Source organism: Meridianimaribacter sp. CL38, from assembly GCF_004328055.1.
In the GTDB taxonomy this organism is placed as follows: domain Bacteria; phylum Bacteroidota; class Bacteroidia; order Flavobacteriales; family Flavobacteriaceae; genus Gaetbulibacter_B; species Gaetbulibacter_B jejuensis.
Map to the genome: position 1 here is coordinate 187,828 of NZ_QKWS01000004.1, position 17,975 is coordinate 205,802.

15 protein-coding genes are annotated in these 17,975 nt (G+C 36.8%); 14 read left to right on the top strand and 1 reads right to left on the bottom strand.

All coding sequences use genetic code 11. The features are described from left to right. Positions 1 to 79 precede the first annotated feature (79 nt). The 14 genes from DMZ43_RS11150 (at position 80) to DMZ43_RS11215 (ending at position 16,786) form a co-directional block, all read left to right on the top strand. Positions 80 to 1,123 (top strand): N-acetylneuraminate synthase family protein, encoded by a 1,044-nt coding sequence (locus DMZ43_RS11150; RefSeq protein ID WP_131508273.1) that lies wholly within the window; start codon positions 80 to 82, stop codon positions 1,121 to 1,123. Next, positions 1,116 to 2,246: a UDP-N-acetylglucosamine 2-epimerase gene (gene neuC, locus DMZ43_RS11155; RefSeq protein WP_238155814.1), complete on the top strand. Its 1,131-nt coding sequence runs from the start codon at positions 1,116 to 1,118 to the stop codon at positions 2,244 to 2,246. The genes DMZ43_RS11150 and neuC overlap by 8 nt, the downstream gene beginning before the upstream one ends. Beyond that, entirely contained in the window at positions 2,243 to 3,637 is a 1,395-nt protein-coding gene (locus DMZ43_RS11160) for a hypothetical protein (protein WP_131508277.1), read from the top strand. The genes neuC and DMZ43_RS11160 overlap by 4 nt, the downstream gene beginning before the upstream one ends. Beyond that, positions 3,634 to 4,731, top strand: coding sequence for a glycosyltransferase family 4 protein (locus tag DMZ43_RS11165; protein ID WP_238155815.1), 1,098 nt, complete (start codon positions 3,634 to 3,636; stop codon positions 4,729 to 4,731). The genes DMZ43_RS11160 and DMZ43_RS11165 overlap by 4 nt, the downstream gene beginning before the upstream one ends. 6 nt (positions 4,732 to 4,737) lie before the next feature. Beyond that, on the top strand, positions 4,738 to 6,081 hold the full coding sequence (locus DMZ43_RS11170) for an alpha-1,2-fucosyltransferase (RefSeq protein WP_161566752.1): 1,344 nt from the start codon (positions 4,738 to 4,740) through the stop codon (positions 6,079 to 6,081). A gap of 2 nt (positions 6,082 to 6,083) precedes the next feature. Beyond that, complete coding sequence (locus tag DMZ43_RS11175) at positions 6,084 to 7,223, top strand: glycosyltransferase family 4 protein (protein ID WP_131508281.1); 1,140 nt, start codon at positions 6,084 to 6,086, stop codon at positions 7,221 to 7,223. Continuing rightward, entirely contained in the window at positions 7,223 to 8,023 is an 801-nt protein-coding gene (locus DMZ43_RS11180) for a sulfotransferase (protein ID WP_131508283.1), read from the top strand. Before DMZ43_RS11175 ends, DMZ43_RS11180 begins: the two co-directional genes overlap by 1 nt. Before the next feature lie 17 nt (positions 8,024 to 8,040). After that, entirely contained in the window at positions 8,041 to 9,573 is a 1,533-nt protein-coding gene (locus tag DMZ43_RS11185) for a glycosyltransferase family 2 protein (protein WP_131508285.1), read from the top strand. Positions 9,574 to 9,578: 5 nt separating this feature from the next. Then, a complete protein-coding gene (locus tag DMZ43_RS11190) occupies positions 9,579 to 10,574 on the top strand; it encodes a glycosyltransferase family 2 protein (RefSeq protein WP_131508287.1) in 996 nt (331 codons plus the stop codon). Between the two features lie 71 nt (positions 10,575 to 10,645). Then, on the top strand, positions 10,646 to 11,770 hold the full coding sequence (locus DMZ43_RS11195; protein ID WP_131508289.1) for a glycosyltransferase family 4 protein: 1,125 nt from the start codon (positions 10,646 to 10,648) through the stop codon (positions 11,768 to 11,770). Positions 11,771 to 11,875: 105 nt separating this feature from the next. Further along, entirely contained in the window at positions 11,876 to 12,964 is a 1,089-nt protein-coding gene (locus DMZ43_RS11200; protein WP_131508291.1) for a glycosyltransferase, read from the top strand. A gap of 7 nt (positions 12,965 to 12,971) precedes the next feature. Then, on the top strand, positions 12,972 to 14,357 hold the full coding sequence (locus tag DMZ43_RS11205) for an O-antigen ligase (RefSeq protein WP_131508293.1): 1,386 nt from the start codon (positions 12,972 to 12,974) through the stop codon (positions 14,355 to 14,357). Next, positions 14,308 to 15,315, top strand: coding sequence for a glycosyltransferase family 4 protein (locus DMZ43_RS11210; RefSeq protein WP_131508294.1), 1,008 nt, complete (start codon positions 14,308 to 14,310; stop codon positions 15,313 to 15,315). The genes DMZ43_RS11205 and DMZ43_RS11210 overlap by 50 nt, the downstream gene beginning before the upstream one ends. A 70-nt stretch (positions 15,316 to 15,385) precedes the next feature. Then, positions 15,386 to 16,786: a sugar transferase gene (locus tag DMZ43_RS11215; RefSeq protein WP_131508296.1), complete on the top strand. Its 1,401-nt coding sequence runs from the start codon at positions 15,386 to 15,388 to the stop codon at positions 16,784 to 16,786. 9 nt (positions 16,787 to 16,795) lie between these two features. Here the strand turns inward: DMZ43_RS11215 and DMZ43_RS11220 are convergent, their stop codons facing one another. Next, positions 16,796 to 17,971, bottom strand: coding sequence for a DUF4105 domain-containing protein (locus tag DMZ43_RS11220; protein ID WP_131508298.1), 1,176 nt, complete (start codon positions 17,969 to 17,971; stop codon positions 16,796 to 16,798). Positions 17,972 to 17,975: the final 4 nt, after the last annotated feature.

A 17,975-nucleotide genomic window follows, 5' to 3' on the forward strand; every position in this document is an offset into this window, starting at 1 on the left:
ATAGTAATTGACCCTTCGACAAGCTCAGGGTGACAGCTATAGTTTAATTTGTAACAAGAATAACGTAATAATTATATAAATGCACAATCCCTTTATTGAAATAGTAGGACGTAAAATAGGATTGGATTTTCCGCCATTGGTCATTGCTGAAATAGGCATTAACCATGAAGGCTCATTGGCTGTCGCTAAAGCTATGGTAGATGCAGCAGCACGAGCAGGTGTTGAGGTGGTAAAACACCAAACCCATATTGTAGCCGATGAAATGAGTGGAGCAGCTAAACAGGTGATTCCAGGAAATGCCGATGTGTCTATTTATGAGATTATGGAACGTTGTGCGTTGAATGCTGCTGATGAATTGGAGTTAAAGCATTATGTGGAATCGAAAGGAATGATTTTTATATCGACGCCTTTTTCGAGAGCAGCCGCAGACCGATTGGAAGAAATGGATGTTGCCGCTTATAAAATAGGTTCGGGAGAGTGTAATAATTACCCTTTGTTAGAACATATTGCCCAATTTGGTAAGCCAGTGATTTTAAGTACAGGAATGAATACTATAGCGAGTGTGCAAAAGGCAGTTGCTATATTTGATGCCCATAAGGTACCTGTAGCTTTGTTACACACTACCAATTTGTATCCTACGCCAGCCCATTTGGTGCGTTTTGGTGCTATGCTAGAATTGCACGAGGCTTTTCCTGATAAGATCTTTGGGCTTAGTGACCATACATTGACTAATACTGCTTGTTTAGGAGCTGTGGCATTGGGAGCAAGTATTTTAGAGCGTCATTTTACCGACCATATGCAGCGAACAGGTCCGGATATTGTGTGTAGTATGGATGAAGCTGCTTGTCGTGCTTTGATCACAGAAAGTAAAGCCATGGCCTTAATGCGTGGCGGTACCAAAGGACCAGCAGCAGAAGAGCAAGTGACTATAGATTTTGCCTTTGCTACCGTTTGTAGTATTGCGCCTATAGCGAAAGGAGAGGTGTTTACAAAAGCCAATATTTGGGTGAAACGTCCAGGTACAGGTCCTATACTAGCGGAGCATTTTAATAGTATTTTAGGGAAAACTGCCACACGAGCTATTGCTAATGATGAACAATTAAGTTGGGATGCCATTGAGTAAGAAAAAGAAGATTGTTTTTTTAACAGGCACACGTGCCGACTTTGGGAAATTAAAGTCATTACTTGCTATTTTACAAGATAGTAGTGCTTTTGAGCCGCATATTTTTGTTACAGGAATGCATTTGCAGCCCTTGTATGGTTATACCCTTATAGAAGTACAAAACACAGGCTTTAAAAACATACATACCTACGCAAATCATACTGATGAGGCTACAATGGATTTGACTTTAGCAAAAACCATTGAAGGTTTTTCAGCTTATGTTAATGGGTTGAAACCCGACTTGATTGTGGTGCATGGTGACCGTGTAGAAGCTTTAGCAGGTGCTATTGTAGGGAGTTTGAATAATATATTAGTAGCCCATATAGAAGGCGGCGAACTCTCAGGAACCATAGATGAGTTGATACGACATTCGGTGAGTAAGTTGAGCCATATTCATTTTGTGGCAAATGCTGCTGCAAAGAAGCGGTTGTTGCAGATGGGAGAGCTGGAAGCTGCTATTTTTACCATAGGTTCGCCAGATGTGGATGTGATGTTTTCCAACCGCTTACCAAGTATAGCAACCGTAAAGGAGTATTATACTATTCCTTTTGAAACGTATGCTGTAGCTATGTTTCATCCGGTAACCACCGAAATAGACGATATTAAAAGCTATGCTGCGCAGTTTGTGACTGCCTTATTAGACAGTGGTAAGCAGTATGTTGTTATTTACCCTAATAATGATTTGGGGAGTCAATATATCCTTGAAGCTTACAGTGTTTTAGACGGACATCCTAATTTTAAGGTGTTCCCTTCATTGCGGTTTGAATATTTCTTAACCCTTTTAAAGCACGCGTCGTTTATTATAGGAAACAGTAGCGCAGGCGTACGTGAAGCTCCATATTATCAAATTCCTACTATAAATATTGGTACGCGACAACAGAACAGAGTGTTGCATAGTACGTTGGTTAATACGGACTATACTACAGCAGCAATTGTAACTGCTATAGCGCATCTTGAACCTGTGACTGCAACAACAGAAGCCCATTTTGGAACAGGAAAAAGCGCTCAGTTGTTTTTAAAGAGTTTAGAAGATGTTGCTTTTTGGGAGATTAACCATCAAAAACAATTTAAGGATATTACATGAAAACACTAGGAGTTGTTATTACAGACGGTGTAGGTTTTAGAAACTTTATATTAAGTGACTTTTTAAGTGAAGCAGAGGCTTCGTTTGATAAGGTGGTGGTGTTGTCTTGTTTACCAATTTCGGTATATGAAGGGTTTACAAAGGGCTGTAAGGTTGTAGAGCTAGAAGTGTTTGAAGAGCGTTTTTCTACATGGTTTTTTATGAAGCTAAAGGAAGTTGCCCATTTACAATTGCACAAACGAGGCAATTTTGGAATACAAGATTCTTACCGTATTAATAAAACTAAAAGTAAGAGCATACGTGGTTATGCTAAACGATTTATTTTTTTTATCACTAAGTTTTTAAAATCAGAATCCTGGATTCATCGGTTTAATAGGTTACAGCAACAGACTTTTAAAACCGATAAGATTACCAAAGACTACAAAACGATTTTACAAGCTGAGGGTGTGGATTTTTTGTTTTTTACCCATCAGCGTCCACCTTATATAGCACCATTATTATATGCTTCGGAGCAGTTAGGTATTCCAAACGGTAGTTTTATTTTTAGTTGGGATAATTTAGCTTCTAAGGGTAGAATGGCAGGACATTTTAACCATTATTTTGTGTGGAGTCATCTTATGAAGGCAGAGTTATTGGAGTTTTATACTTCGGTTAACGCCTCTCAAGTGCGTGTGGTGGGTACACCACAATTTGAACCCTATGTATTAGAGCGTTATAAGACTTTAGAGCAAGATTTTTACGAGAAGTTTAAGCTAAAAGCGGAGTGTAAAACCATTTGTTTTAGTTGCGGAGATGTTGCTACCAGTAAAAATGATCCTTTGTATATAGAGGTTATTGCTGAGGCTATACAAAATGGAGTGTTGGGAGCTGTTAACTTTATTGTACGCACTTCGCCAGCTGAATCTCCTGAGCGCTTTCATTTTCTTAAAGAACGCTATCCCTTTATAATATGGAATTACCCTAAGTGGGATTTGGTAAGACAAGGCCACCAAGAAACTTGGTCGCAACGTGTGCCTAATGTAGAAGATATGAAAGATTTACGAAGTGTGTTGCAGTATAGTGATGTGTTTGTGAATATGTGTTCTACGATGAGTTTAGATGCTATGTGCTTTGATAAGCCAGTCATTAACCCTGTGTTTGGAACTGCAGCAAACGGACTGTATGATGACCAACGTTTTTTAAAGTACGCCCATTATAAACGCGTTGTTGAAAGTGGAGCGGTTGCTATTGTAACTACCTCGGACGCTTTAGTAACTGCTATAAAAGAAAGCTTGAATATGCCAAGTATAAGACTTGATGCACAACGTGATTTACTAGCTATGCAGGTTAGTTGTGAATTGGAACATACCTCACAACGAATAGTAGGTTGCATAAATACCTGTTTAAAATGAGCAGGAAACGTATAGCTTTATTATGTAATTATGAGTTACTGCCCAATAGAGTTGGTGGTATGGATCACTTTTTTTGGAGTTTTAATGCCAAGTGTTTAGCAGAAGGTATAACTGTTGATTGGTTTTTTCCTAATACTGCGACTCATGGCGCTTATGATACTTTTAACATCTATGCAAGTGGAAGCCCTAATGTAGAGTCTTGTTTTATAGAAGTAGCTTCGCAACCAGAACAGCATTATGATGTGATTGTAACTCATTTTCTTGAGTTGAATACTGCATTTTATAAGCGCGTGAAAGCTATTTGTAATTCGGTATTAATAGGTGTTGAGCATAACCCGAGGCCTATGGGAGGTTATTCGTTTAAAAAACGTTTAAAGAAACGATTAAAAGGGTTGCTTTACTCAAGGTATATTGATGTTTTTATAGGTGTTTCCAATAGTACAGTTGCAGAGCTTGTAGAAGACTATGGAGGCATTATTGCTTCAAAAACTAAGACTATTTATAATGGTGTTTTAATAGATGAGATTGTACCTAATACTCAACCTAGACGGTTGCATAACCCAAGTTATTTAGTTGTGTCTCATTTAAGACCCTCTAAAGGCATACAAGATTTGATACATGCAGTGCACAAGATACCAGAAGAGATACAGCAGCATATAAGGATAGATGTTTATGGCGATGGTCCTTATAGAGCTACTTTGCAAGATATGGTGACTGCTTATAAGTTGGGTGCTGTTTTTACATTTAAGGGTAGTAGTAGTGAACTCCATAGGTTGTATTCTAAATATGACTATATGTTGCAGCCTACCCATATGGAATGTTTTAGCTTGTCAATTTTAGAAAGTTTAGCAGCTAATGTACCTGTTGTGACGACGAATGTTGGTGGTAATGAGGAAGTGATAAGCTCCCATGGTAATGGATATATATATCCAGCCAAAGATATTTACAGACTTAAAGCGCTATTAATACATTTGTATGAAGGTACTTATAGTATTAGTGCAGATACGAGACCGTTGATACGTAATTCGTTTTCGATTGAGCGTATGGTGGCGCATCATTTTGATTTAATACAAACGTGTGTAACCAAATCATAGAGTATTTTGCTGACTTTTTCAAAATTAGAACGTAAAGGGCATTTAGGGAATCAATTGTTTCAAATTGCTTCAACAATAGGCATTGCTGTTAAAAATAAGCAGGCTTATGGGTTTAAACCTTGGAGTTACCAATCGTTTTTTAAACACCCACTTCCCTTAGCAGAAACCTTAGATTATGAGGTGTTTGAAGAGCAGGCTTTCCATTATGAGGCTATAGAACTTGAAGCTAAACATTATGACTTGGATGGTTGGTTTCAATCAGAGTATTATTTTGATACCAAGCTTACTAAAAAATACTTTGCTTTTAATGACGCTATTATACATAAGGTTAAGCACGTATATCCTGAGGTTTTTTTAAAACCAACCATTTTAATCTCTATTCGGAGAGGAGATTTTGTTGACCATCCAGATTATTTTCAGCTGCCTATTAGTTATTATCTCAATGCGCTTTTTTATCATTTTGAGGACTGGGAAGCACATCATATTGTTGTGGCAAGTGACGATATTGCTTATTGTAAGTTTCATTTTTCGGTATTACCTAATGTTTATTTCTTAGAGGACTTAAGTGGTATAGAACAGTTGTGCTTTGCAAGTTTGTGTCAGCATTTTATCATTAGTAACTCAACGTTTTCGTGGTGGTGTGCATGGTTAGGAGAACAGACGGACAGTAAAATTGTTAGACCGCTTTATAATTTTACAGCGGCGAAAAATGCTGTTGATAATGACAAGGATTACTTTCCTAAACGTTGGTTGGTTTATGATCATTTAGCTACTAAAATAGATTTAGGTAACATCAATCTTATGATAGCGCATGATGATGCGGTTCTTGTGGAGTATATGCGATCTAATTTTAATTATGGAGAATTGTATATTAAAACCCATACACCAGATGATAGTATTGAACGAGATAAGGCTCTAGTAGATGTTGGGCGGTATTTATTGCCTCCTTTAACCTTGAGTGTTGTGGCTAAACATATTATTGATACCCAAGAACCATTATCTGTTTTACTTAAAGGTCGATTATTGAAGACCTCAAAGCGATTGGATTATGGGGTTTTAAAAAGGCAATTTGATTATGGTATTTTTTCAAGGATTTTTGAGCCCAATTATAATGTACGAAGATCAAAGGTTATATGTAAAGCGATTCCTAGGGGTTTTAATGGTAATACCACAGATGCGTTAGATGTGATTGGTACTTCAACACGAGGAACTACCACACAGTATTATTCTTATGCTGGTACTATGGGGACTATTTTCCAATTTAAATACTATCTTGCGGTTCAGCGTCATACGACGATTAGAGCTGTTAAAAAAATGGTGAAAACAGTATTAAACATAAGAAGATCATAACTATGCATATCGGCTTTATTAGTTCTCATTATCCTTTTTCTCTCTCCACTAGAGTGGGTGGTATAGGAACTAGTATTAAAAACTTAAGTAAGGCACTGATAGCTCAAGGTCATCATGCTACAGTGTTTGTTTATGGTCAATCGCAAGATGCTATTTTTCAAGAAGAAGGTGTTAAAATTTATACCATTAAGAACAAAAAGGTAAAAGGATTGTCTTGGTACTTTACAAGAAAGAAAATAGAACGTTTAGTACAGCAGGTTATCTTAGAAGCGCAAATTGATATTATTGAGGCACCGGATTGGACAGGGATATCGGCGTTTATGCGCTTTAGTGTGCCCTTAGTGATTAGACTTAATGGAAGTGACGGTTATTTTTGTCACCTAGAAAACAGAACCCAAAAATGGTTTAATGGTTTTTTAGAACAAAACGCATTACAACAGGCAGATGCCATTATATCGGTTAGTACATTTACAGCTGAACAAACCAAAGCGATATTTAATATTAAGAAAGATATTGTTACTTTATTTAACAGTGTAGATGTTGATGAATTTAGACCCATAGCGGTTGAGGTTGATACAAACGAAATACTATATTTTGGAGCTATTATTAGAAAAAAAGGAGTTTTAGATTTGGCTCACGTTTTTAATACTCTTGTAGAAGATCGACCAGAAACTACTTTACTTTTAATAGGGAATGATACCATGGATGTTTTTACTAAGTCTTCAACCTTAGCATTGTTTTACAGTATTTTAACCGATGAAGCACGAGCTAGGGTTAAGCATATTCCTGGAGTACCTTATACAGAGATTAAACACTATATAGCTAAAGCTGCAGTTGTTGTATTGCCTAGTTATGCAGAGGCTTTCCCAATGACTTGGTTAGAGACTTTGGCTATGGAGAAGCCTTTGGTGAGTTCAAATATTGGTTGGGCTAAAGAGTTAATGATAGATGGTAAAACAGGGTATATGGTGACTCCCGATGACCATAATGTCTTTGCTGAAAAGGTTATAGCGCTTTTAGAGGATGAAGGGTTACGCGTGAATATGGGGAGTTATGCTCGAGCACATGTTAAGCGTCATTTTTCCACTGCAATCATCACCAAACAAAACATTGATTATTATCACTCGTTAATACAAGGCTAATGGTAAAAGAGAAACTGATTTTTTTACATTCGCAATCTCCTAGGTCAGGACATAACTTTGTGGCTGATGTAATTAGAACAATAGTAGATTGTAAAACCCCAATAGATGTAAGAAGTGAATTGCCTATAACACCAGTTTTACATGCTTATCATAAGACTAAGTGCGGTTTTTATAAAAGTAAAGGAGGAGCAGATTATTTGGATAAATTGTTTATTAAGCCTCTTAAGTCCACTATTATGACTACAAAGGACAACTACCTTATTAAATATACTTCTTTTACGGGAACTCGTGAAGCGTTACATTATTTTCCTGAGGAACTTCATATTGTTTCTTTTAGAGACCCCAAGGATTGCTTGATATCTTATTTTAAAATTTTGAAGTACAACACAAAAGATATTAAATCCCTTATAAAAAAAATAGTATTACCCTTTGGTATATATCATTATTCATATGCTAGAAAATACGCTAAACGTATTGAGGCTTATTTCCCGAATCTGGATGATTGTTTTGTGGTTAAGTATGAAGATTTAGTAAGGCGTGATGAAACCACATTAAAACGTTTAATGAACTTGTTTGAAGTTTCTATGGATGTTAAGACATTGTCTATGAGTATAGATAGCATTGATGTTATTAATACTTCTTTTTTTAAAGAAGAAACCCATTCGGATGATATGTGGAAGGCCACTAAGAAAACAGAACGATTTAACCCCATAAACAGGACTTATGGTTTTAATGCCTTACAATTATTGGGTATTAAAATGGGCTCATTGCGTTTACGACGCAAAATGGGTTATGTTTAAAAAAAATAATAGAACCATTGGATTTTAAAATTTATACAACATCATCAAACGAGACACTTTTGTACGTTGGTACTCCAAATTTTGAACTTTTGGATGCCTTAGCTGCAGGACCTGGAGACTTATGGCATAGTAGTATGCAACAAGGTTTTAAGAACTGTTTTCCGGAATTGGTTTATCAAACTTCAGCATACTGGTGCTTTTTGAATGATTTTGAGACAGATTATCTATCAGTTAACTGGAGAGTAAATGTAGAAGCGTTTGTTATAAGAGCATCTGTTTGGGAACAGATTGAAGGGGTTGATTCCAACTATAGCCATCCGCTAATGAAAGGATTGGATTTAGGTTTTGGATTAATTAGAACTTATTTTGGTATTCCTTTGTTTGTGAAAGGATTGTTTGAGCCCCAAACACAAGAAATTAAAATTCCAACAGTAGATAGGTACTATTTTTTTGCTAAGCATTTTAAGAAGCGCCATCGATTTTATATGATGCTGAGGCAAGGAGTGTTTAAGTTTCCAAACGAATTGCGTGCCTATTTAAAAACAAAAAACAGAACATTCTTTTTTGATACTCCTATAAAGGTTAGAGATTTAAAACCTATAGAAGGTTCTCCAACTGTGAGTTTGGTGATTCCAACTATGAAACGACAAGCATTTACGGAGTTGTTATTGAAGGATTATAATGCGCAAACCTACCCTATAAAAGAAGCGGTTATTGTAGACGCGACTCCAGAAGCAGAGCGTGATGCTCAATATTATCGTCCTGAACATTTTAACTTTGATATTAAACTAAAATGGCAGACCACCAAAGGAAGTTGTCGTGCTCGAAATGAAGCCATAGACTTATGTACAGGCGATTATATTATTTTTGCTGATGATGATGTGCGTGTGTTACCTGATTTTGTAGAGCATCATGTTAAATTGTTACAAACCTATAATGCTAGTGCTTGCAATGGACTTGATGTTATGGCTGAGCATACCCAACAGGATTTAAATGATTTGAAATTGCGTTTGGATCAATTAGGTTCGTCAAGGTGGCGCGTTGGAACTTCCCCTATATTTAGTAATGCTAATTCGTGTGTGAGACGTGATGTAGTGATGAAGTTGCAAGGTAATGATATCAATTTTGATGGTGGTTATGGTGAGGATTCTGATTTTGGTGTTCGTATCTTAAAGTCAGGAGAGGTGTTATTACATAACCCCTTTTCGGCAAACCTGCACCTGAAGCCACCTGAAGGCGGTTATCGTTTTTGGGGGAAAGAGTCTAGGATATTAGGTAAGCAGCGCAAAGCGCAACCTTGGGAGCTAGATACGCCTGTAAAGTGGATTAGACCAGTACCTAGCCCAACAGTTACTTATGGTATTTTAAAGCATTATAACCCTAAGCAAGTAAAGGAATGGCGGATAAAGCACTTTTTTTTATATGTTTCTAGAGGCTCTAAATTAATGATCCCTCTAAAATTGGTAAAGCTGTTGTATAAGCAGATACAGTTTAATACGTCGCTGTTTTATGCCAGAAAGCTGCTTAAGTTAGGTCAACGAAATTCTTAAAACAGATGGATTTTTCTTTAGTTGTTTGTACCTATATGCGCCCAAAAGCGTTATTGAATCTCCTTTACTCTGTAGAGCAGCAAACGTTATATCCTAATGAGATAGTGATAATAGATGGTTCATTGAATACAGCAACGCAAGTGGCTCTAGAAGCGCATGAGTTTGCTAATTTGGTGTACTATAAGGTGACAGCAGAGAATAGAGGATTAACCAAGCAGCGTAACTTTGGTATTACAAAGGTGTCTAAAACCACTGATGTTGTGTGTTTTTTAGATGATGATACCATTTTAGATCCTCATTATTTTCAGCAATTACTGGTTACTTATAAAGACTATCCAGATGCATTGGGTGTAGGTGGTTATATTAGTAATGAAGTCCAATGGGAGCCCGAAAACGGTGTTAGAACGCACCATTATTTTTATTATGATGGTTGGCAACGGAAAGAGCCATTACGGTTTAAGGTAAGGCGTGCTTTTGGTTTACAGCCTGATACACCTCCTTGTATATTACCCTCATTTTCTCACGGACGTTCGGTGGGTTTTTTACCACCTTCGGGACACACCTATCCAGCAGAACAACTTATGGGGTGTGCGATGTCTTTTAAGAATAGCGCTTTTGAGCATTTGCGCTTCTCTTCTTATTTTGAAGGCTATGGGTTGTATGAGGATGCTGATTTTTGTTTACGGTTGTCTAAACTAGGGACTTTGTATGTGAATACAAATGCACAACTAGAACATCATCATGAAGCAGCAGGACGCCCAAATGCTTATAAATATGGTAAAATGGTTTTGAGAAATGGTTGGTACATCTGGCGCGTAAAATACCCTAATCCAAGCCTTAAAGCACGATTGAAATGGCATCTTACAGCAGTGTTGCTTATGAAGTTAACAGTGTTGGGAGTTGTAATGTCCTCACGAAAAAAAGCAGCCCTTAGTGAAGGGTTAGGACGTTTTGTGGGGTGGTGGACAGTTTTGTTTTATCCACCAAGCGAACAGTTATGACGTTTAACACTATAAGGCGCTAAATGATTGGGTTATTTTTAACCATTTGCAACAGTAAAAATGAATAAGAGATGAAATTAGCAATAATTACTATTGTTCGGCATAGTTATCACAATGATAAGTATTATGGGTATGCGCCTTATGTACGCGAGATGAACCTTTGGGGTAAGTATGCTGATGAATTATTGGTGTTAGGGCCAAGACAGACTAACAACGCTATAGATGCTATAGATACCTTTTATCAGCATGATGCTGTGCGTTTTTTTGGTGTGCCCAATTTTAATATTTTAACTCTTTGGCAAGCCCTTAAAGCTGTATTTGTAGTGCCTTTCATTTTTATTAGATGCTGCTATGTGATGTCTAAGGCAGATCATATTCATTTACGTTGCCCAGGGAACATTAGTTTAATAGCCTGTTTTGCGCAGTTGTTGTTTCCTTTTAAATCAAAATCTACAAAATATGCAGGTAATTGGGATCCTAATAGTAAGCAACCTTGGAGCTACCGTTTGCAGCAAGCCATTTTACGAAATACTTTTTTAACACGTCATATGAAAGTGTTGGTTTATGGTGAATGGCCCAATGAAACGCGAAATATTTATCCTTTTATTTCGGCTACATATACCGAGGCTGAAAAGATGCCTTTTGTAAAACGTGATTATACTAACACTTTAGAGTTTGTCTTTGCAGGTGCTTTGGTAGTGGGTAAACGCCCTTTATTAACCATCAAAATTATTGAAGCTTTAAACGCAAAGGGAATTGTCTCTAAACTGCATATGTTTGGAGATGGTCCTTTAATGTCTGAGTTAAAAGCCTATGTGAGTGAGCGTAGACTAGAGAGGCAGGTTGTGCTGTATGGTAACCGGGATAAGGAAGAAGTCAAAAAACAATTGATACAGTCTCATTTTAATATTTTACCGTCAAAGAGTGAAGGGTGGCCCAAAGCGGTAGCTGAAGGTATGTTTTTTGGCTGTATTCCTGTGGCAACACCAGTGTCTTGTGTGTCATGGATGTTAAGAGAAGGTGCTCGAGGCATCTTAATTGAACCAGATTTAGAACAGGCAGTTTCGAAAATTATGAACACCTTAACTCATAGCAATTTAGATGCCATGGCTAAAGCAGCAATGGATTGGTCGCAGCAGTACACTTTTGACCGTTTGGAAGCTGATATTAAAGCCGTTTTGGAGGAAAGTTTTTAGTAGGTAGTTTGCTTTGCCTTTTGTTGTTTTTAACTTAATAGGTGTTGTTCCTGTCTTAAAACGAGAGTGTATACTATAGTTTTTTTATTTTAGCAAAAAAAGGATATGCGGGTGTTACAGTTAATAGATAGTTTGGATGCTGGAGGAGCTGAACGCATGGCAGTGAATTTAGCCAATGCGCTATCAGAACGTATTGACAGTTCCTATTTATGCACCACACGCGCTGAAGGATTGCTTAAGGATGCTATCGTTCCTAATGTGGGCTACATGTTTTTAAATAAATGTTCTACATACGATATAAAAGCTTACAGGAGATTTATTAAGTTTATTAAAACCGAACAGATAGATATTGTGCATGCCCATTCAACCTCCTTTTTTTTAGGCACTTTAGCAAAACTAGTTTCTCCTAAGTTGACACTGGTATGGCATGATCATTATGGTAACAGTGAAATGCTTTCGAAGCGTCCACATAAAGTACTGCAATGGTGTTCAGGTTATTTTGACTGGGTGTATTGCGTGAATGAAAATTTACAAAATTGGGTTAAAACTCATTTAAAATGTAAGCACGTATTTTATTTGTCAAACTTTGTAGATGTTTTAGATGTGAAGGATGAAGAGACACGATTAAAAGGGCAAGATGGTAAACGTATAGTGTGTTTAGCAAATTTAAGGCCTCAAAAAGACCACATTACCTTGTTAAGAGCTTTTAAGCAGATTAAACACATGCATCCAGATTGGAGCTTACATTTGGTAGGTAAAGATTTTGATGATGATTATGCACAAAACTTGCGTACGTTTATTGTAGCAGAAGGCTTGATTGAACATGTGTTTTTATATGGGAGCTGTAAGGATGTAGGTTATATTTTAAAGCAGTGTACAATAGGCGTTTTGTCTTCGTGCTCTGAAGGGTTGCCTCTTGCTTTACTGGAATACGGTTTGGGGGCATTGGCTGTAGTAGCTACTAATGTGGGAGATTGTAAAAAAGTGATTGTAGATGCGCAACATGGACAGTTGGTTCAGGCTGAAGATGCTGAGGCTTTATCGGAGGCTATACAAGTATTTATCAATGACTTTGAGTTTAGGGCTGAAAGTGCTAGAGTATTACATGCTTTTGTAAAGCAACACTATTCTAAATCAGCTGTTATAGCGCGAGTATGTGAAGATTATCAGAAAGGAGTGGTGGCTTATGAGTAGGACAAGAATGAGAACCAAAAAAAAATACCGTTTTACCAATGACCTTTATGTGTTTTTGGTGGTTGTTCATATTGTTTTAGGAGTGTTTATTAACCAAATACCAGGGTTTTCAAAACTTTACTTTGCACTAGTTTGTGCTTTTTTTATAATTAACATCATTATCGCCTTACCTAAAGACAAAACCATGTGGGTGCTTTTTGGTTGTGCTTATATAGCCGCAGCAGAGTCCTTGTTTCGTATGACTGGAGGTGGGCTTTTTTATGAGTTTTCTAAATATTTTGTCATTCTCTTGACATTGATGGGGATGTTTTATAATGGTATTTCAGGAGGCGCTTATCCTTATTTTATGTATTTAATTTTAATGGTGCCTGCGGTATTGGTAGCGTCCATTAACTTGGGGTATGATTTGAATTTTAGAACTAGTGTTGCTTTTGTACTCAGTGGTCCGGTGTGTTTAGGTATCTCGGCATTGTATTGTTATAAAAAGCGAATTACCAATGAACAACTTTTACAGGTCGTTGCTTGTATGAGCTTTCCAATTATTACAATGACTACACATTTGTACCTTTATAACCCTAGCGTAAAAGAGGTTTTAACCGGAACAGGTTCCAGTTTTGCTACTTCCGGAGGTTTTGGACCTAATCAGGTGTCTACATTACTCGGTTTGGGAATGGTTGCTTTGGTGGTACGTGTTTTTTTAAAATCTCCATCTTTGTTTTTAAAACTTCTTAACTTGGGTCTATTATGTGCAGTTAGTTTTAGGGCTTTAGTTACCTTTAGCAGAGGAGGTGTTTTTGCTGCTATTATTGTTGTAGGTGCTTTTTTATGGTTGTTGTATTGGCAATCAGGCTTCAAAAGAAAGCAGCAGATTATAGGCATGTTTGTGCTTTTAGTTTTAGGTGGTGTTATTACTTGGGCGATCAGCTCTAGTCAAACAGAGGGATTAATAGATAATCGCTATACTAATAAGGATGCAACGGGACGAGAGAAAGAAGACGTTTCGACAGGACGCTTAGAATTGTTTGTGCATGAAATACAAGGGTTTCTTGAGCATCCCTTTTTAGGAGTAGGTGCTAGTGGAATGAAACAGGAGCGTCTTGAAGAGGGAGGGAAAATTGTAGCCTCTCATAATGAAATAAGTAGATTGCTTTCTGAGCATGGGATTTTAGGAATTATCATGTTATTGTTATTGGTTTTTAGACCCTTGGTGTTTCGTTCTCAGCATAAGGGAAATGTACTTTTCTATGCCTTTTTGGCTTTTTGGTTTGCTACTATTAATCACTCAGCAATGCGTATTGCAGCACCCGGATTTATATATGCCTTAGCTTTATTACATATAACACATGAAAAACGTCCTGTACATAGGCAACAACTTAAGAGGAAACCATCGTAATCCTTCATATATTTCGGTATTAGGGCCTTTGCTAGAACGTGAAGGATATAGTGTTTGGTATGCGTCTTCAAAAGCTAACATTGTACTGCGGCTTTTAGAAATGCTTTACGCTGTTATTAAGCATAGAAAAACTACGAATTGTGTGTTGATTGATACCTATAGTACGCTAAACTTTTATTATGCTTTTGCGGTAAGCCAGTTGTGTAGACTGCTTAAATTAGACTACGTGCCTATATTGCATGGTGGGAATTTACCCAAAAGACTCCATAGAACACCCAAGCTAAGCGGTATGATTTTTAATCATGCTAAACAAAATGTGTCTCCATCGCATTATCTCTATGAACGTTTTAAAGTTCATGGAATGGCTAACGTGACGTTTATACCTAATGCTATTTCGATTGACGATTATCCGTTTAAAGAACGCTCTTATACCACTATAAAATTATTATGGGTACGTTCATTTTCGGTGCTTTATAACCCAGAACTAGCAGTTAAGGTCTTAAAAACACTATTGAATAAAGGTTATAAAACCACCCTTTGTATGGTGGGACCTGATAGTGATGGTACCTTAGCCAATGTAAAAGCCTTGGCTTCTATCTTAGGGGTTGAAGTGACCTTTACTGGAAAGTTGAGTAAAGCGGCATGGACCCAACTGTCTCAAGACTATAATTGTTTTATTAACACCACTAATTTTGACAACACGCCAGTAAGTGTGATTGAGGCTATGGCTTTAGGTTTGCCTATAGTGTCTACCAATGTGGGTGGAATGCCTTATTTAATACAACATCAACAAGAAGGGTTGCTTGTAGCTCCTGAATCGGTAGAAGCTATGGTAGAGGCTATCCTTTATCTGTTTGAACACGCTACTGAACGCGATCACATGATAGCTAATGCTAGAGCAGTTGCCGAGTCTTTTGACTGGAATTGTGTTAAACAACTATGGAAAGATGTATTGTAACCAAAAAACTTGCTTCATTATTTGATATGTTAAACTTCTTTTTATATTTATACTCAAATCAGAGGCTTAGATGAGTAAACTCAAGACTGACATCCATTTTGAGATTTCCGAACGAAAGGTGTTGCTGCGTATACTGGATATTGTAATGGTGTTTTTGGGACTGTATCTTCTTGAGCAGTTTTTTGATTTTAATTACCTTACACTTCATCAAGAACATGGAGTCGCTTTATTGGTTTTAGCCTTTTATCTTACTATTTTAGGGACCGTTTTTGAAATTTATGATTTACAAAAGTCCAGTACCCTAGATGTTACGTTTAGGAATGTAGTGCTTACTGCCTCAACAGTTGTATTGATATACATGTTAACTCCTTTCTTTACGCCTTTTTTACCTGATAAACGTATTGAAATAGTATATTTCTATTCGTCAATTATTGTTATGGTGTTTTTATGGCGTGTGGTATATGTGACGTTTATTACTAAGCCTAGGTTTTATAAAAAAGTACTACTGGTAGGCGAGATTTCAAATATTGAAAGCATTATTAAACCTTTAAAACAAGCCGATCCTAATTACAAAATAGTTGGGTTTATTAACTGTGAACAAGAGCACGAAGCACCTATTAAGTTTAGAGGGCTTAAAGAGTTTCAGCCTCACGAGTTATTGTCAGTTATTAATGAGCAGAATATTTCGGAGATTCTAGTGGCAGCTTATAACTCTGAGACTATTACTAATGAGATATATGGTAGTCTTATGATGCTTTTAGAAAGCGGTTTTACCATTCGTGAATACACTCAAGTTTATGAAGAGATTACCCATAGAGTGCCAATTCAATTTGTAGGTAAGGATTTTTATAAATACTTCCCGTTTAGTAGAAGTCATCAAAATAAACTCTATCAACTTTTTCATCGTTCATTTGATCTTATTTTTTCTACTGTAGGATTGCTTTTTGGAGTAGCTATGCTGCCTATCATTCTTATAGGGAATCTTATCGCGAACAGAGGCCCTTTGTTTTATGTTCAAGAACGTGTTGGAAAAAACGGAGCTGTTTTTAACATTGTGAAGCTTAGAAGTATGATTGTTAATGCAGAATCGTCAGGAGAGGCCAAATGGGCTCAAAAAAATGACAGTAGAGTGACTCCGTTTGGGCGTTTTTTAAGACGTTCGAGAATTGATGAAATTCCGCAGTTTGTTAATGTGCTTAAAGGCGAAATGAGTGTGATAGGACCTCGACCAGAGCGTCCTTATTTTGTTAACGAGCTGTCTCAGATTATTCCTTTTTATGAAATGCGCCACGTGATAAAGCCTGGACTAACAGGTTGGGCACAAATAAAGTCGAGGTATGGAAGTTCGGTTGATGATAGTTTAACGAAGTTACAATACGACCTTTACTACATTAAGCATTGTAGCTTTTTTATGGACGTTAATATCCTAGTGAAAACCTTGAGTGCTGTGTTGTATTATAGAGGGCAGTAAGTAGTGGGTTTAGTTTGTTGTGCTGTTTTTAAAGTAACGTAACAAGAATATATACCTTATCGCTAAGGCGATTAGTAAAGGTGTTAAGGTGATGGCGAATACTTGTACTCCTGTTAGCCAATGAAATACCAATAGGCAGAGCATAGTTATTAAAAAAAAGAGGTATCTTAAAAACCATTTAGAAGGTGTTGGTTTTAATACTTGTTGTATTACAAATACGTTAAGTGCAAATGCCCATAACAGATTATAGTTGTTTGCTGTGGCACTATGGTCGGTAGCAAACCAAAGCAGTAAAAGTACTATTCCAATACAGCCTGTAACAGAAAAGATAATACCGTCTAGCAACTTGCTGCGTTTCTTTTTCTTATAATCTTTGTAAGTGATTAGTATAATAAGTAATGCTAAAATACTAAGTATAAACAAAGGGCTAAGTAAGAAGTTAGAAGACCCTAGTTGTTCTTTTTTTGTATAGAGTACTTGAGATTGTTTGACTAGAGGTTGTCCGTTTTGTAATGTAGCAGTACTAAAAAACCTATAGATATTTTCAGGAAGAAAAAGTTGTTCGTTAGGTGTTGCTGTTTTATCTATAACAGACCCTAAGGCAATATCAATCCCTAAACTTCCCCAACTGTTTTTGTTGAGGTTGTTTTGAATGAGCGTTCTAAAGGTTTGCTCTTGGTAATCTTCAGGTGTGTTATAGGTAATATTTTGGTCTAAAGCAGTGTTGGCTACATCTCTTATTCTAGTCGCGCAATTGTCATAAAAAAAATCGTAAAGGTAAGCTCTGTTTTCAGGTTTGTAATTGTTCTGTAAATAATTGAAAAGTGCTTGTTGTTCTTCTGTAGTGATATTTAAAACCTGTTCTTTTACGGTTCTGTTGTAGTACACATAGGCTCTGTAAAAGTCTTCAAAATTATGTTTGCTAATAAGGTAGTTGAGTTTTCCTTGTGCGAATTTTAAATAGAAATTAGGCGCATCAAAATCGTATTGTCCGTAGCCGTAAACTACATCTAGACCTTGTGTTCTATCTTTGATTCTAAATCCGCTATGTCCAAAAGCATCGTTTAAAGACGCTCCTGGTCCTATTGTAAGAACACTTATTTCGGCATTAGGTGATAGTACCTGTTGTGCGCTTGCTGTGTTTATTGCTAATAATAAAACAATAAGGCTAAAAAGACATCTCATAAGT

Bases quoted from the DNA above. Each gene is read 5' to 3' on its own strand.
- DMZ43_RS11210 (WP_131508294.1), top strand. From the start codon at position 14,308: ATGAAAAACGTCCTGTACATAGGCAACAACTTAAGAGGAAACCATCGT.
- DMZ43_RS11160 (WP_131508277.1), top strand. From the start codon at position 2,243: ATGAAAACACTAGGAGTTGTTATTACAGACGGTGTAGGTTTTAGAAAC.
- DMZ43_RS11150 (WP_131508273.1), top strand. From the start codon at position 80: ATGCACAATCCCTTTATTGAAATAGTAGGACGTAAAATAGGATTGGAT.
- DMZ43_RS11195 (WP_131508289.1), top strand. From the start codon at position 10,646: ATGAAATTAGCAATAATTACTATTGTTCGGCATAGTTATCACAATGAT.
- DMZ43_RS11205 (WP_131508293.1), top strand. From the start codon at position 12,972: ATGAGAACCAAAAAAAAATACCGTTTTACCAATGACCTTTATGTGTTT.
- DMZ43_RS11190 (WP_131508287.1), top strand. From the start codon at position 9,579: ATGGATTTTTCTTTAGTTGTTTGTACCTATATGCGCCCAAAAGCGTTA.
- DMZ43_RS11220 (WP_131508298.1), bottom strand. From the start codon at position 17,971: ATGAGATGTCTTTTTAGCCTTATTGTTTTATTATTAGCAATAAACACA.
- DMZ43_RS11215 (WP_131508296.1), top strand. From the start codon at position 15,386: ATGAGTAAACTCAAGACTGACATCCATTTTGAGATTTCCGAACGAAAG.
- DMZ43_RS11165 (WP_238155815.1), top strand. From the start codon at position 3,634: ATGAGCAGGAAACGTATAGCTTTATTATGTAATTATGAGTTACTGCCC.
- DMZ43_RS11175 (WP_131508281.1), top strand. From the start codon at position 6,084: ATGCATATCGGCTTTATTAGTTCTCATTATCCTTTTTCTCTCTCCACT.
- DMZ43_RS11200 (WP_131508291.1), top strand. From the start codon at position 11,876: ATGCGGGTGTTACAGTTAATAGATAGTTTGGATGCTGGAGGAGCTGAA.
- DMZ43_RS11180 (WP_131508283.1), top strand. From the start codon at position 7,223: ATGGTAAAAGAGAAACTGATTTTTTTACATTCGCAATCTCCTAGGTCA.